A 14,739-nucleotide genomic window follows, 5' to 3' on the forward strand; every position below is an offset into this window, starting at 1 on the left:
TGCTATCTGAGAGGATAGAAACAACATGACGACGATTGCGAAGCCGGCAGTTCGCCCGGCTAATCCTAATTTTTCATCCGGTCCCTGTGCAAAACGTCCCGGCTGGTCGCTGAATGCGCTGGTCGATGCGGCACTTGGCCGTTCGCACCGCGCGAAAATCGGCAAGACCAAGCTCAAAGAGGCCATCGACCTTACCCGCGAAGTGCTGCAGGTGCCTGCCGATTACCGTATCGGCATCGTGCCCGCTTCCGACACCGGCGCTGTCGAAATGGCGCTGTGGTCCATGCTGGGCGCGCGCGGCGTCGATATGGTCGCCTGGGAAAGCTTCGGCGCAGGCTGGGTCACGGATGTGGTGAAGCAGCTCAAGCTCGAAGACGTTCGCACCTTCGAAGCGCCCTACGGTGAGATTGTCGATTTTTCCAAAGTCGATTTCGACCGCGATGTGGTCTTCACCTGGAACGGCACCACGTCGGGCGCGCGCGTCCCGAACGCCGATTTCATTCCGGCAGACCGCAAGGGCCTGACCTTCTGCGACGCGACCTCTGCCGCTTTCGCGCAGCGTCTCGATTTCCCCAAGCTCGATGTCGTCACCTTCTCCTGGCAGAAGGTGCTGGGCGGCGAGGGCGCACACGGCATCCTGATCCTTTCCCCGCGTGCGGTGGAACGTCTGGAAAGCTACAAGCCCGCATGGCCGATGCCGAAGATTTTCCGCATGACCAAGGGCGGCAAGCTGATCGAAGGCATTTTCGTCGGCGAAACCATCAACACGCCGTCCATGCTCTGCGTGGAAGACTATCTCGATGCGCTGAAATGGGCGAAGTCGCTCGGCGGTCTCGATGCGCTGGTTGCGCGGGCCGACGCCAATTTCGCCGTCCTGAACGATTTCGTCGAGAGGACGCCGTGGATCGCCAATCTGGCCGTGAAGCCGGAAACCCGCTCCAACACCTCCGTCTGCCTGACGATTGTCGATCCCGAAGTAACCGCCTTGTCTGCCGACGAGCAGGCTGCTTTCGCCAAGGGCATCGTCACGACGCTCGATAAGGAAGGCGTTGCCTATGACATCGGTGCTTATCGCGACGCGCCTTCCGGCCTGCGCATCTGGGCCGGTGCGACGGTGGAAGCTTCCGATCTGGAAGCGCTGACGCATTGGCTGGATTGGGCTTTTGCAACGCAGAAGGCTGCGCTTAAAGCTGCGGCTTAAGCAGATCCATGCATGACACCGTGGTCCGCGTTGGGGCGGCCACGGTCCGCATTCCCCCATTACAGCGCATTTCCTGAAGCAGAACGGTCTGCGTCATCACAGGAAATGCATGGTTTGAAAATGTTTGAAGGAGGCCTCAATGGCACCTCGCGTTCTCGTATCCGATAAGCTTTCGCCCACTGCCGTCCAGATTTTTAAGGATCGCGGCGTGGAAGTCGACTATCTGCCTGATCTTGGCAAGGACAAGGAAAAGCTTCTCGAAGTCATCGGCGATTATGACGGTCTGGCGATCCGTTCGGCCACCAAGGTCACGGAAAAGCTGATTGCCGCCGCCAAAAAGCTCAAGGTCGTCGGTCGCGCCGGTATCGGCGTCGATAATGTCGATATTCCGGCGGCTTCGCGCCGCGGTATCATCGTCATGAACACGCCTTTCGGCAATTCGATCACCACGGCAGAACACGCCATCGCGCTGATGTTCGCTGTCGCGCGGCAATTGCCGGAAGCCGACACATCCACCCGCGCCGGCAAGTGGGAAAAGAACCGCTTCATGGGAGTCGAAATCACCGGAAAGACGCTCGGCGTCGTCGGCTGCGGCAATATCGGTTCGATTGTCGCGACCCGCGCCATCGGCCTGAAAATGCATGTGGTGGCTTTCGATCCGTTCCTGTCCGAAGCCCGTGCGCAGGAACTGGGCGTTGAAAAGGTCGAGTTGGACGAACTGCTCGCCCGCGCCGATTTCATCACGCTGCACACGCCGCTGACCGACAAGACCCGCAACATCATCAACGCGGAAAACCTCGCCAAGACCAAGCCGGGCGTGCGCATCGTCAATTGCGCGCGCGGCGGGCTGATCGTGGAAAAGGACTTGGTGGCAGCACTGAAATCCGGCCATGTCGCAGGCGCCGGTATCGACGTCTACGAAACGGAACCGGCGACGGAGAACGAGCTGTTCTCGTTGCCGAATGTCGTCTGCACGCCGCATCTTGGCGCGTCGACGGCGGAAGCGCAGGAAAATGTCGCGCTTCAGGTGGCCGAACAGATGTCGGACTATCTCGTGAAGGGCGCCGTTTCCAACGCCATCAACATGCCGTCGATCACGGCGGAAGAAGCGCCGCGCCTCAAGCCGTTCGTAAAGCTTGCCGATGTGCTTGGCGCCTTCGTCGGTCAGGTGACGGACGAGCCGATCCAGGAAGTGGAAGTGCTGTTCGACGGTTCCACCGCCACGATGAACACGCGCGCGCTTCTGAGCGCGGCCCTCGCCGGTCTCATCCGTCCGCAGGTTGCCGACGTCAACATGGTTTCCGCGCCGATCATGGTGAAGGAACGCGGCATCATCGTTTCGGAGGTCAAGCGCGACAAGTCGGGCATCTTCGACGGCTATATCAAGCTGACGGTGAAGACCACCCTGCGCGAGCGTTCGATCGCGGGCACCTGCTTCTCGGACGGCAAGCCGCGTTTCATCCAGATCAAGGGAATCAATCTCGATGCCGAGGTCGGTCCGCACATGCTTTACGTCACCAACAAGGACGTTCCGGGCATGATCGGCCTGCTTGGCACGATCTGCGGCAAGCACAATGTCAATATCGCAAACTTCTCGCTTGGACGCGACCATCCGGGTGGCGACGCGATTGCCATGCTCTATGTGGATGAACAGATTCCACAGGCAGCACTTGACGAACTGACGGCTCAAGAGGCAATCAAGGCGGCAACACCGCTTGAGTTCAACGTCGGAGAAGTTTGAGAAAATGGTTGAAGAGATGGTACAGCCGGAATGGCGGCGCATGCACGAGCATGATATTGCGAGCGTGACCGCCGTCGCCAATGTTGTCCATCTCGATTTCTTCGAAGATGAGGCGGTCTTCCGGGACCGCTTCAAACTCTATCCGGCAGGCTGCTTCGTGCTGGCCCGCGAGAACGAGATTCTGGGTTACGGCGTCAGCCACCCGTGGAAGCTCGATACGGTTCCGGCCCTCAACGCTGTTCTGGGCGCGCTGCCGGAAGACACCAATACCTATTACATCCACGATATCGCACTTCTGCCCGAAGCCCGCTCCGGCGGTGCCGCCACTCGCGTAGTCGAGCTGATGGCCTTGCAGGCCGAGCGCGACGGTTTCGTCACCATGTCGCTCGTCGCCGTCAACGGCTCGCAGGGCTTCTGGGAAAAGAAGGGCTTTGTCGTCCGCGATCTCCCAGCGCTCGAGGAAAAGCTGAAAAGCTATTCGGAGGATGCGCTTTATATGGTCCGCGCCGGATAGATCGTAGATATTCACGCTCTGGAGGTCTGCAAATGGCATTCTTTTGAGCTTCCGGTGCTCATGTACTAAAATGTACATTCCGCTCCGGTTCTCAAAGAATACCATTTTCGCCTCTCCATAGCGTGAATCTCAAACGATCTAAGCGCCCTTCGTTCCAGTTGGCGTTCAAAAATCGGGAATTTCTTGCACGAAAGAGTCGCGCAATCCCGTTTCAATCTGTATAGAGACGAGGGATCAGCACCCTGTAGCCTCAGCTGGCGATGACCGGGCCGCTTCGATCCTTGGATTTTCAAATAGAAGCCAAGGAGTTTCTTCAATGGCAAATGTGGTTGTCGTCGGGTCGCAATGGGGCGACGAGGGCAAGGGTAAGATCGTTGACTGGCTGTCCGAACGCGCCGATGTCATCGTGCGCTACCAGGGTGGTCATAATGCAGGTCATACGCTGGTCATCGACGGCGTCAGCTACAAGCTTTCGCTGCTGCCATCCGGCCTTGTACGCGGCAAGCTGAGCGTCATCGGCAACGGCGTCGTTGTCGATCCACATCATTTCGTTTCCGAAGTCGAGAAACTGCGCGCGCAGGGCATCGACATCAATCCGGACGTGCTGCGCATTGCCGAAAATGCCCCGCTCATCCTCTCCATCCACCGCGATCTCGATGCCATGCGCGAAGGCTCCAATTCGGGCCTCAAGATCGGCACGACCAAGCGCGGCATTGGCCCGGCCTATGAAGACAAGGTTGGCCGTCGCGCCATCCGCGTCATCGATCTGGCCGAGCCGGAAACGCTTGAGCCGAAGGTTGAGCGCCTGCTCGCCCACCACAATCTGCTGCGCCGCGGCATGGGCCTTGAGGAAATCGCGGTCGAAACCATTCTGACCGAGCTGACCTCGGTTGCCGACCAGATCCTGCCCTATATCGATCAGGTCTGGCGCGTTCTCGACGAACGCCGCAAGGCGGGCGACCGCATCCTGTTCGAAGGCGCGCAGGGCGCACTGCTCGACAACGACCACGGCACCTATCCTTTCGTGACGTCCTCCAACACGGTTGCCGGTCAGGCTGCCGCCGGTTCGGGCCTCGGCCCGACGGCCATCGGCTATGTGCTCGGCATCACCAAGGCCTATACGACCCGCGTCGGCGAAGGCCCGTTCCCGACCGAACTCAATGACGAGATCGGCGAATTCCTCGGCACCAAGGGCCATGAATTCGGCGTGGTAACAGGCCGCAAGCGCCGCTGCGGCTGGTTCGACGCCGTGATCGTGCGCCAGACGGTCCGCACCTCCGGCATTACCGGCATCGCGCTGACCAAGCTCGATGTTCTCGACGGCCTGGATGAAATCAAGATCTGCGTCGCCTATGAACTCGATGGCAAGCGCATCGACTATCTGCCGTCCTCCATGGGGGCGCAGGCCCGCGTCAAACCGATCTATGAAACGCTGCCGGGCTGGTCGGAAACGACCGCAGGTGCGCGTTCGTGGAACGATCTTCCGGCGCAGGCGGTCAAATATGTCCGTCACATCGAAGAACTGATCGGCGCGCCGGTGGCCATGCTTTCCACCAGCCCGGAACGCGAGGATACCATCCTCGTCACCGATCCGTTCCACGACTGATTGTTTGCAGTCAATGAGCGATATGTTCGGAGCGGCTTTTTCGGAAGCTGCTCCGATTTCGTTTCGGCCGTTGTACAAAGAACGCAATCGGCTGCATAAAGCTTCGCAACAGGGTGAATTTTGCCACTATTTCACCGCATCGTTTTGAAAGTCTTCGCTAAATCGTAGCCGGAGACTTTGCTTTCCCTTGATTATTGTGATTATTGGGACATTTATTGCATCCTGTGCTTATTGTTCATCTGGACGGGCGGAAACCGGGTAAGACGGAATGGCGGATTTTGTAGCGGTACTGAAAAAGACGATCGATGCGCAGGCGGACAAGACTCCTGAATTGCGCCAGCGCGTTTATGCGAAAGCGCGTGCAACGATCGAGCAGAAGCTTGTCACGGCAAACGCCTCGCAGGCCGTGGCTGTCCGCCAGCGTAATATTCTCGAAGACGCCATTGCTGAGGTCGAAGCCTTTTATGCTCCGCCCGCCAGCCCGCCGGAGCCGGTCGAGGATGCGCTGGATGATTTTCTGCAGGAGGCGAATCGCGCTGCTGTGGATCGCGCGCCGTCCCATGAAGACGACGAGCCTGCATTTTCCGCCGCCCCGCAGGATGAACGCCGCGACCGCGTTTCCGACGAGGATGACGACGAACCGGCTTTCGTGGCCGAGCGCAACGACGACTGGAAGCTGGATCGCGCCAAGGAAAAGGCGCAGGCCCGCCGCAGCGAATATATCGAGCGCACGTCCAAGAAGGAAAAGCGCTCCTATAAGGGGCTGGTTGTCGCGTTGATCGCAGTTCTGGCTCTCGGAACCGCCGGTTACGTTGTCTGGAACAACAAGGACAAGATTCAGGAACTCGCGTCGAGCCTTGGCCGCAGCGACGCGCCTGCGACCGGTTCCGACAGCCAGACACAGCCTCAAGACACGACGCCGCCGCCAGCCGACAGCAATGCGGCGACGACGGGCGGCGAACAGACGCCGGAACAACCGCAACAGCCAGCGGGCGAGCAGAAGTTGACGCAGCGGCTGATGCCGGACGGCAGCGAAACCGATAGCGGGCCTGCCGGTGGCGCGAACGGGATCGGGGAGGGCACCTCCACCGCCGCTTCCACTCCTGCACCTGCCGAGACGAACTCGCCAGCGGGCGCGCAGCCCGGACAGAACCAGACCGTCGCCGTCGGCCAGCAGGCGCTTCTCTATGAAGAGCGCGGCGGTGCCGGGTCGGATTCGGTCGAGCGCGGCAATGTGGTTTGGTCGGTGATCGAGGAAAGCCCGGAAGACGGCCAGCCAGCGCAGCCCGCCGTGCGCGCAACCGTCACGATGCCGACGAGCAAGGTCGAGCTGAAGATGACCATTCGCAAGAACACGGACCAGTCGATTCCAGCAAGCCATCTGATCGAAATGGTCTTCACGGTGCCCGAGGGCTTCTCCGGAGGCGTTGTGGATAATGTGCAGCGCGTTACCTTCAAGGACACGGAACAGGCGGCAGGCAATCCGCTGATCGCCGTCCCATCGAAGATCGGCGACAATTTCTTCATCGTATGGCTGAACGACGCCCGCACCGCGCAGGATACCAATCTATCGCTGATGCGACGCCTGCAATGGATCGATATTCCGATCTCCTACCGCAATGGCCGCCGCGCCCTTATCAGCCTTGAAAAAGGCGTGCCCGGCGAGAAGGCGTTCAACGACGTACTGGGTGCGAATTAATCTTCCTGCGAAACGAAAAAAGGCCGCTTCGAGCGGCCTTTTTGTTTGCTGGCGATCAGGATTACTTCTTTTCGGCAAAGGCCTTGATTGCCTTGGCGACTTCGTTCTGCGCGGCTTCCGCGCTGTCGAAGCCTGCGAGTTCCACGACCTTGCGGCCTTCCGGCAGCTGCTTGTAGACGCGGAAGAAGGCTTCGAGACGCTGCTGTTCGATCTTCGGCAGATCGGTGATTTCCTTGATGTTGTCATAGGTCGGATCGATGTCCGTGGTCGGCACGGCAACGATCTTGTCGTCCTGGTCGCCGCCGTCGATCATCTTCAGGACGCCGATGGGACGAACCTTGATGATCGCGCCCGGAACAATCGGCTCACGCGTGTAGATCAGCGCGTCGAGCGGGTCACCGTCACCGGCAAGCGTGCTGGTGATCGAGCCGTAGTTGGCCGGATAGACCACAGGCATGGACTGATAGCGGTCGACCACGATATGGCCGGTCTTGTCGTCGATTTCGTATTTGGTGAAGCTGCCCTGCGGGATTTCAATGGCCGTGAAGAACTCCTTCCCGTCCTGTTCCTTCTGCGGATAATCGAGGAAGGAGACATATTCGGAAGCAGATGCGGCGGTGGCAGCGGTAAGCGCGATAGCTGCGGCGAGCAGGAGCTTTTTCATGGGATGACCTTGAAGCTGGGGTGAAACACGCCCTCGTCCCTAAAGCCAATCCATTACAGTTGTTTGACGGTTTTATATCGGTTGGATGACGGTTTCGACGAGGAAGCGCCTGCGATACTCCGCCGGGCTGATGCCGATCTTCTGGCGGAAATGATGGCGGAGCGTGTGGGCGCTTCCAAAACCGACCGAAGCGGCGATATCGTCGATGCTTGCCTCTCCTTGCGAGAGCAGTTCCTTTGCCGCTGCGACGCGCTCCATGGTGAGCCAGTCGCCGGGGGTAGCGCCGGTCGCTTCGGCAAAGCGCCGCAGGAAAGTGCGCGGGCTCATCCGGCACTCCGCCGCCATGCGCCCGATTGTCCATTCCGCCGCCAGACTGGCGCGCATCCTGTCCAGGACCGGGCTGATTGCCGTGCCCTCGCGCCTCGTCACTGGCCGTTCCAGGAACTGTGCCTGCCCGCCGGTGCGATGGGCGGGCATGACCAGCCGCCGGGCAACCGAATTCGCGGCGAGCGCCCCAAAATCCTGACGCACGATTTCGATCAGGAGGTCCATTCCCGCCGCGCTTCCAGCCGAGGTGAATATGCGATCATGTTCGCGGTAGAGCGACGCATCATCGACATCGATTTCGGGGTGCCTTTTGCGCAGTGCCTCGGCATGGCGCCAGTGCGTGGTCGCGGTGCCGCCGTCGAGCAGCCCCGTCGCGGCCAGCACGAACGCGCCCGAACAGATGGAGGCAAGACGTGCCCCGCGCCGGTGCGCGCGGCGAAGCCTTTCGCTGACCGCTTCCGGCACCGGAATGTCCGCACCTTTCCAGCCCGGAACGATGATGATGTCGGCTTCATCGATCAGGTCGGAACTGCCATCGGGTGTGATGAGCAAACCGCCATGCGCGCGCAGCGGACCCTCTTCAATCGGGCAACTGGCAAAGCGATACCAGCCCGGTCCCATTTCCGGCCGGGGCAGGCAAAAGATTTCGGCGACGATGCCGAATTCAAAAGTGCAAAGCCGGTCATAGAGAAGCGCCACGACGAGCGGGCCTTGCAGGTCTGGTGTGCGGTTTGTCATTATCTTTACGTATATTGTCAATCTCGCCAATTGCAAGCGCATTGGCAAATAGGCGAAATCTTCCTGAAGACAACAGGAGATCGTCCATGGACAGTGCACCCAAGACCGGGAAAAGATCAGCCGTGACGGCCATTTCACCGGCACCGAGCGGGGTGGCCCGCGAACATTTCGCGGCAGAATTCACCTTCGAAACCGATTGTTCGGACGTGCACGACGCCTTGTCGAAGGGCGCCGATTTCGTGCTTCTGGACGTGCGCAGCCCAGCGCTTTTTGCGGAAGGTCACATACCGGGCGCGATCAATCTGCCGCACGGGAAGATCATCGCGTCAAAGATGGCGGAGTGGTCGCAGGATACGGTTTTCGTCACCTACTGCGCCGGGCCGCATTGCAATGGCGCAGCACGGGGCGCCTTGCGGCTCGCCAACCTCTACCGTCCCGTCAAGATCATGGCGGGCGGACTGACAGGCTGGATGGATGAGGGGTTTGAACTCGCGAAGGGCGAGGCGGGCCGGTAGTATTCAAATAGTTCTGCCGCAAAATGGTTTCCCATTCTGCGGCAGTAAAAAGATCAGCAGAGCATATCTGAAACGCGCTTTAGGCGTGCGCTTCCTCGACATGGTTCAGCGCCTTCTGCTGCTTGAAAGCTGCGGCCTTGACCGCGGCCTGAACCTTTTCAAAGGCACGCACTTCGATCTGGCGCACGCGCTCGCGGCTGATGCTGAACTCGCTGGAAAGATCTTCCAGCGTCATCGGGTCGTCGGAGAGGCGGCGGGCCTCGAAAATGCGGCGTTCGCGGTCGTTCAGCGTATCCATCGCCTGTTCCAGCATGGAGCGGCGGTTGTCCAGCTCGTCCTGTTCGATCAGGATCTGCTCCTGGCTGCTGCTGTCATCGACCAGCCAGTCCTGCCATTCGCCCGATTCACCTTCCGAAGCGCGCAGCGGCGCATTCAGCGAGGCATCACCGGACAGGCGGCGGTTCATGGACACCACTTCGTCTTCGCTCACATTGAGCTTGGTCGCGATCTGCTTGACCTGATCGGGGTTGAGGTCGCCGTCGTCGAGCGCCTGAATCTTGCTCTTCATCTTGCGCAGATTGAAGAACAGGCGCTTCTGATTGGCGGTCGTGCCCATCTTCACAAGGCTCCACGAGCGCAGGATATATTCCTGGATCGAAGCCTTGATCCACCACATGGCATAGGTGGCAAGACGGAAGCCGCGTTCAGGCTCGAAACGCTTGACGGCCTGCATGAGACCGACATTGCCTTCCGATATGACTTCACCGATCGGCAGGCCATAGCCGCGATAACCCATGGCGATCTTGGCCACGAGACGCAGATGGCTCGTCACCAGCTTGTGAGCGGCCTTGGGATCGGTATGTTCGTGATAACGCTTGGCCAGCATATATTCTTCCTGCGGCTCAAGCATGGGAAAACGTCGGATTTCTTCCAGATAACGGGTAAGACCGCCGTCACCTGACGTGATGCTTGGGAGATTCATCTGGGCCATAGAGCACCCTCCTTTATGATTTCAGGTTCCCGTCTGGCGAACCTGTCGCGGGGGCTGCCTCCTGCACTTCCCTCTCGCGAGCCTCCATATATAGGCATGATTTTGGCAAAAACACGATCCTTTAACTCATGAAACAAACTGTCACTACAATGTGAACGTTGGTCAGGGCCAAAGGTTTCGCAAATCGTATGAAATGTAAGGTGGCGGAGCATTTTCCCTGTCACCGGAAATGCTCCATCTCTTTGTTTTCAAGCATCATCCGGCACGAAACCGCTTCGCGCTTGGGGGAAATGCTTTGGTGTTGAGAGAGCGGTTTTCACCACAACCGCGCCCCGGATCCTGGTGTTGGTCAGCCTTCAGACCTATCAGTTGTCCATCCTTCCGGCCAACCGTGACGGTTGCCAGTATTATATAGAATGCTTCCGGAAATTTTCCAGAAGGTGCTCCATATCTTCCGGCACCGGCGCTTCAAAACGCATCAGCTCCCCGGTGGACGGATGGGTGAAAGCCAGAAGAAAGGCATGCAAGGCCTGCCGGTGGAAACCGCGCACGGCCTCCTTCAGCGGTTCCGGCAGCTTGTTGGCCTTGGTCTTGTAGGCGCTGCCATAATCCATGTCGCCGACAAGCGGGTGGCCGATATGGGCCATGTGCACGCGGATCTGATGTGTGCGGCCGGTCTCAAGGCGGCATTCGACGAGCGAGGCGAGGGCGGTCGCGTCTTCGCGGGGGCCGAATTTTTCGACCGTGGCATAATGGGTGATGGCGTGGCGGGCATCATCGCGCTCTTCATTGACCACGGCCTGCTTGGTGCGGTCGCGGTGCGAGCGACCGAGATGGGCGTCGATGTAGCCCTGCGGGCGTTCGGTCATGCCCCAGACGAGGGCGAGATAAGCGCGCTCCAGATCTCCGGTGCGGCCATGGTCGGCAAATTGTTCGCTCAGATGCCGGTGTGAAAGATCGTTCTTGGCAACGACCATGACGCCGCTCGTATCCTTGTCGAGGCGATGGACGATGCCGGGGCGGCGGATTCCGCCGATGCCCGACAAGCTATCGCCACAATGATATATGAGGGCATTGACCAGTGTTCCCGCCCAGTTGCCGTTGCCGGGGTGAACGACAAGCCCGGCGGGTTTGTTGATCACGATGAGATCATCGTCCTCGTAGAGAATATCGAGCGGGATGTTCTCGGCAATCGGTTCGGCTGGCTCCGGTTCAGGCAGCACGAGGGCGATTGTCATGCCTTCGCGCAGCTTCTGCTTGGTTTCACGGGCGGGCACGCCGTCGATGGTCACATGGCCTTCGGCAATGAGGGACTGCACGCGGCTGCGCGAGAGGTCCGGCCCCAATGCTGCGGCCAGCCACTGGTCGAGACGCTTGCCTGTGGCATCGGAGTCGGTCGTAAGCTCTTTCACTCGTGTCTTCCTTGTTGAGAGCGGCTCTGTCTTAACGAAATCGTCAGAACTGCTCTGTCTCTTGATTTTACCGCATTTATGCGACGTCAAATGTTTCCATTTGGCTGCAAAATGCTCTATCACGCGCCACACGCCGTAACACGGCGCAGTTCGAACCGGAGTCGTTGAATGCAGGATCCACACTATCCAAGATACCAGAATCATCAGGATTCGGGTTATCAGGACTATCAGCAGGGCTATTACCCGGATGAACAGGGCGAGCCCGCGCTTGATCCAGCCATGGAACGTGTGCGCCGCAAAATGATCCGGCTTCTGGCCGTCTCCATCGGTGTCATGCTGATCGGTCTTATGGCGGTGCTTGTCGCCGTTGTCTACAAGATCAATCGCGCGCCGGAAACCCCGGTTGACGAAGCCCGTTCCGATATTCCCGGACAGGCCGCGCCTGCGCCCGCAAAGCCGGAGCCGCCGAAGCTGATCGAATCGCAGATCAACCTGACGCCCGGTACCCGCCTTCTTTCGCAAAGCCTTTCGGGCAACGAACTTTCGCTGGAAACGCTGCTGCCGGACGGCGGCACGGAACTCATCATCTATGATTATCGCGAGTCCCGCATCATCGGCCGCATCAAGCTCGGCAATGTCGAATAGAGCAGTTCCGTTTAATACGGAATCGTGGAACCGCTCTATCTATTTGTTTTAAAGCATTATCCTGCGCAAATCCGCACCGCGCTTTTGCTGGAAATGCTCTGGGACAAACTGATCAGGGCGGCATGATTGCCGCCCTGTTTCTTTCTGCCTGCAAGGATTGCGCTTTTTCCTTTTGGCGCTTATATCAGCAATATGGCTCAGGCGCCCATCGTCTAGCGGTCAGGACGGCGCCCTCTCACGGCGCAAACAGGGGTTCGATTCCCCTTGGGCGTACCAATAAAATCAACTACTTAGTTAACATTCGCGATGATACGTCGAATATTCGTCGAATAAACGGCGATGTATGAGCGCGAACATTAGCGAATTGCTCAATGAAAAACCCCGCCGTGCGAGCGTTAATCGCGGCGGGGTTTCTCAAGGCTCAGCGCGAGAGGACGTTACGCACTAAGCAAGTGGTGGCCATCACGAAGGGAAGACGAACCCTGCGACGGCCTCGCGATGAACTGGAAGACAAGCCGCCGAACATCGCGATCAAAATCAGTATCTCCGATCATAGTGTCTGACGAGACCAGCAAGAGAGCAACGGGCTGTCTCCCATCATTGGAACCTCAGCCGATAACCCGATGTACTGCCCTTGCCCGTATGGACGATCATGACACCGCTGCCCGCAATGGCAATGACAGCATCAAGAATTGCGCGCTTCACATGTCGGTGCGCGGTCGCATCGCTTGGCCCACCGTTCACGTCATCGACATATAGCGGCTCGATCATCGCTTTCTCTGTTACGCCATGTCCGCCAGCGCGCCATAGTTCGCGCAACACGATCTCAGCGCGCCCAGTGATATTCCGCGCCAAAACCAGCGTTTCCAGATCAGGCACATCAACTGGCGCGTGGCAAAGTGGACAATTCGTCATGCAGCAACCTCCTTTCACCGTCCGCGATCTCTTCATCAGTCGCGACGGGAACCACGAAAAGCAGGCCGCGCGGCCCGCTTACAGTTTTTGTGAAACCGACATCGCCGCCAGAGGCACCGCCGTACCAATGCGCAAAGCCCCGCTCAGCGTAATATCTGCGTAATCCGGCATCGTTGACGGCAACGCCGACGACAGGCGCGCTATCGATCAGATGGCGCACCAACGCGCCACCTACGCCGCTTCCTCGGCAATCTTCGCGCACGGCAAGCATCATCAAACGCAGTGGAAGCTCAGGGGCAGCACCGGAGCAAATCGCAGCGCCGACCAGTTCGCCGCCCTGATGACAAGTCCAGATCGGGAAGTTGTAGCGCCCCATCCCTACGCGAACCCCGCCGCCCGGCTCATCGTCAACGCAATCGATCCCAAAATAATTGCCGTCGAGCGCATATGAGAGCGAGCGCTTTCGTCGGTCTGACGCGCAGACATCGCCACGAATAATCCTCATGGCGAAATCTACAGCGCGCGCCCTACCTTCCAGATCGGTAGCGGCAACAATCATCAATAACCACGCCTGCGAGCTTCTGCCACCGTCTTACGGATTAGGCGTATGTCGTTGCCAGCGCCATGTGCGTTGAGCGATGCAACCACGCCGGGCGATACGGTTTCCAAATCTCTGATGAATGAGCGAGCGGCATTCAGATCAGCATCGGATATTCCCGCCGACTGCACCTCAGACATGCCAGCCGTAAAACTGGCCTCACGTTCCTCAAGCGTAGGCGGCACCATCCCGGCGCTGTGACGCACGATCTCGAACGCCTCTTTCAAATCCGTGGGTTCGGTATCGTTCGCAGCGAAGTCGGCGGCAAGGGCCTGCGTCGCGTGTCCAAGGGCCTCGGCTCGCTCTGTGTCACCGTCAGCGTGAGCCGATAGGCGATAGGTTTCAAGCTCACCACGAACGGCACCCTCGTAATCTGGTTTGGTCGTGTCACCAAACAGGGTTTTGGCGATGTCCGTATCAGGCTTGGCATCGGCGGGCTTAGCGTCTGGCTGGCCCGCTTGCTCTGCCGGTTCGACGCGCCGCATGAGGCGCGCGGCTGCATCGTCCTTGGCAAAGGCGAGCGGGTTCATTGCGGGATCGGGGGCAGATGGCGCATCAGATGGAAACAGAATGTGTGAAGGATCGATATCAGCCATTATGCTGCCTCATCAGTTTCGAGTTCGAGAATGAAGCGCCAGCCAGCGGAGGCGATTTGCGCGACGGAACGTTTGTCGAACAGGCGGGAACCCATGACGTGGAGATCAAGCCGCGAAAGGACATGCTCTCCAAGGCTGTTTGACCCGACAGAGCCGGGGTTGTGGATACCGCTGCGACGAACAGCCAAGTGAGCGGCGCGTTCAGCAACGTCGATTTTCGCGATAAGAGTTTTGAACTGATCAATCAAAGCGTCCGCATCATCTGCCAGCTTCACAAGTTCACCGGCATGGGTTTGGGCCTCGGCCAGCGCTGCCGCCCGTTCTGCCTCGTCGTTGTTATCTTCGGCCTCTACTTCCTTCGCCATAGCCGCCGCCTTGGCACTTTCCAGAATGTCACGGTCGCCCTTCGCCCGCTCGATTTCCTTTCGGATTTCGGCAAGGCGCATGGCCGCATCGGTATTCCCGCTAACGGCAGCAAGCGCTAATTCGGTCGCTTCAAGCTCCAAGCCGTTTAGATGGGAACTCAGACTTGAAAGCTGTTGCGCGATCTCGCGCGATGAAATCACCTTCGTCATGG

General features: G+C 59.0%; 15 protein-coding genes and 1 tRNA gene. 8 read left to right on the plus strand and 8 right to left on the minus strand.

The window, feature by feature from the left end; translation table 11 throughout:
• Window positions 1-25: 25 nt before the first annotated feature.
• The 5 genes from ACS5UA_RS15785 (at window position 26) to ACS5UA_RS15805 (ending at window position 6,761) form a co-directional block, all read left to right on the plus strand.
• Window positions 26-1,201 carry a phosphoserine transaminase gene (locus ACS5UA_RS15785; protein WP_021587987.1) on the plus strand — a complete coding sequence of 392 codons (1,176 nt, stop codon included), beginning with the start codon at window positions 26-28 and terminating at the stop codon, window positions 1,199-1,201.
• Between the two features lie 139 nt (window positions 1,202-1,340).
• On the plus strand, window positions 1,341-2,942 hold the full coding sequence (serA, locus tag ACS5UA_RS15790; RefSeq protein ID WP_021587986.1) for a phosphoglycerate dehydrogenase: 1,602 nt from the start codon (window positions 1,341-1,343) through the stop codon (window positions 2,940-2,942).
• Window positions 2,943-2,946: 4 nt separating this feature from the next.
• Window positions 2,947-3,456, plus strand: coding sequence for a GNAT family N-acetyltransferase (locus ACS5UA_RS15795; protein ID WP_021587985.1), 510 nt, complete (start codon window positions 2,947-2,949; stop codon window positions 3,454-3,456).
• Window positions 3,457-3,772: 316 nt separating this feature from the next.
• Entirely contained in the window at window positions 3,773-5,062 is a 1,290-nt protein-coding gene (locus ACS5UA_RS15800) for an adenylosuccinate synthase (RefSeq protein ID WP_006467698.1), read from the plus strand.
• A gap of 268 nt (window positions 5,063-5,330) precedes the next feature.
• Window positions 5,331-6,761, plus strand: a complete 1,431-nt coding sequence (locus ACS5UA_RS15805; protein ID WP_021587984.1) for a transcriptional regulator — start codon at window positions 5,331-5,333, stop codon at window positions 6,759-6,761.
• Between the two features lie 61 nt (window positions 6,762-6,822).
• Here ACS5UA_RS15805 and ACS5UA_RS15810 read toward each other — a convergent pair whose 3' ends face one another.
• Window positions 6,823-7,425 (minus strand): inorganic diphosphatase, encoded by a 603-nt coding sequence (locus ACS5UA_RS15810; protein WP_006467695.1) that lies wholly within the window; start codon window positions 7,423-7,425, stop codon window positions 6,823-6,825.
• 72 nt (window positions 7,426-7,497) lie between these two features.
• Window positions 7,498-8,490, minus strand: coding sequence for a transcriptional regulator FtrA (ftrA, locus tag ACS5UA_RS15815; protein ID WP_443101501.1), 993 nt, complete (start codon window positions 8,488-8,490; stop codon window positions 7,498-7,500).
• 86 nt (window positions 8,491-8,576) lie between these two features.
• On the opposite strand from ftrA, the gene ACS5UA_RS15820 reads away from it, so the two are divergent.
• A complete protein-coding gene (locus tag ACS5UA_RS15820; RefSeq protein ID WP_021587982.1) occupies window positions 8,577-9,005 on the plus strand; it encodes a rhodanese-like domain-containing protein in 429 nt (142 codons plus the stop codon).
• Window positions 9,006-9,084: 79 nt separating this feature from the next.
• On the opposite strand, the gene rpoH is transcribed toward ACS5UA_RS15820, so the two are convergent.
• The gene (rpoH, locus tag ACS5UA_RS15825; protein ID WP_006467693.1) at window positions 9,085-9,996 is read right to left on the minus strand and encodes an RNA polymerase sigma factor RpoH; all 912 of its coding nucleotides are present in this window, start codon (window positions 9,994-9,996) and stop codon (window positions 9,085-9,087) included.
• Window positions 9,997-10,403: 407 nt separating this feature from the next.
• Window positions 10,404-11,408 (minus strand): RluA family pseudouridine synthase, encoded by a 1,005-nt coding sequence (locus ACS5UA_RS15830; protein WP_021587981.1) that lies wholly within the window; start codon window positions 11,406-11,408, stop codon window positions 10,404-10,406.
• A gap of 168 nt (window positions 11,409-11,576) precedes the next feature.
• Between ACS5UA_RS15830 and ACS5UA_RS15835 the strand changes: the two genes are divergently transcribed.
• Both ACS5UA_RS15835 and ACS5UA_RS15840 read left to right on the plus strand, forming a co-directional pair.
• Entirely contained in the window at window positions 11,577-12,053 is a 477-nt protein-coding gene (locus ACS5UA_RS15835) for a hypothetical protein (RefSeq protein WP_021587980.1), read from the plus strand.
• A gap of 201 nt (window positions 12,054-12,254) precedes the next feature.
• Window positions 12,255-12,329: transfer RNA gene (locus tag ACS5UA_RS15840), tRNA-Glu, on the plus strand.
• A 321-nt stretch (window positions 12,330-12,650) separates the two neighbouring features.
• On the opposite strand, the gene ACS5UA_RS15845 is transcribed toward ACS5UA_RS15840, so the two are convergent.
• Genes ACS5UA_RS15845 through ACS5UA_RS15860 form a run of 4 tightly spaced genes read right to left on the minus strand, consistent with a single transcriptional unit; the run spans window position 12,651 to window position 14,737 of the window.
• A complete protein-coding gene (locus ACS5UA_RS15845; protein ID WP_443101502.1) occupies window positions 12,651-12,968 on the minus strand; it encodes a hypothetical protein in 318 nt (105 codons plus the stop codon).
• Window positions 12,934-13,527: a GNAT family N-acetyltransferase gene (locus ACS5UA_RS15850; RefSeq protein ID WP_180881399.1), complete on the minus strand. Its 594-nt coding sequence runs from the start codon at window positions 13,525-13,527 to the stop codon at window positions 12,934-12,936. Before ACS5UA_RS15850 ends, ACS5UA_RS15845 begins: the two co-directional genes overlap by 35 nt.
• Window positions 13,527-14,162, minus strand: a complete 636-nt coding sequence (locus tag ACS5UA_RS15855; RefSeq protein ID WP_443101503.1) for a hypothetical protein — start codon at window positions 14,160-14,162, stop codon at window positions 13,527-13,529. Before ACS5UA_RS15855 ends, ACS5UA_RS15850 begins: the two co-directional genes overlap by 1 nt.
• A complete protein-coding gene (locus ACS5UA_RS15860) occupies window positions 14,162-14,737 on the minus strand; it encodes a hypothetical protein (protein WP_443101504.1) in 576 nt (191 codons plus the stop codon). Before ACS5UA_RS15860 ends, ACS5UA_RS15855 begins: the two co-directional genes overlap by 1 nt.
• Window positions 14,738-14,739 lie beyond the last annotated feature (2 nt).

This window comes from Brucella sp. RRSP16 (genome assembly GCF_052246815.1).
GTDB classification, from domain to species: domain Bacteria; phylum Pseudomonadota; class Alphaproteobacteria; order Rhizobiales; family Rhizobiaceae; genus Brucella; species Brucella intermedia.